Source organism: Methylobacterium frigidaeris, from assembly GCF_022179185.1.
Lineage (GTDB): Bacteria > Pseudomonadota > Alphaproteobacteria > Rhizobiales > Beijerinckiaceae > Methylobacterium > Methylobacterium frigidaeris.
This window is the reverse complement of record NZ_BPQJ01000386.1, coordinates 1-231: the sequence shown is the minus strand read 5'-3', so window position 1 is coordinate 231 and position 231 is coordinate 1. Positions and strand designations below refer to the sequence as shown.

The 231-nt window shown below is 69.3% G+C and carries 1 protein-coding gene; it reads left to right on the top strand.

Annotation, left to right across the window (positions count from 1 at the left end; genetic code table 11):
• On the top strand, positions 1-231 hold a 231-nt coding region (locus MFF64_RS39230; protein WP_238194146.1), incomplete at both ends, for a hypothetical protein.

Sequence of the window (231 nt, the reverse complement as noted above, 5' to 3'; positions counted from 1 at the left end):
GGTCATGATGAACCTGGGCGCCCCCTGGGTCCTCCTCCGGGGCTTGGGGCTTGCCCTCGGGCCTCACCTCGAGGCCCTGGGCCTCCGCGCCCTCCCGGCGGAGGGGGTGGAGGTTGCAGAGGTCTTCACCCAGGTCTACGTCCTCACCCCCACGGGCGGGGTGCTGCAGGACACCCTGACCCTGGCCTTCTACCTCTACAACACGGGCTTCCGCGACTCGGACTTCTCCTA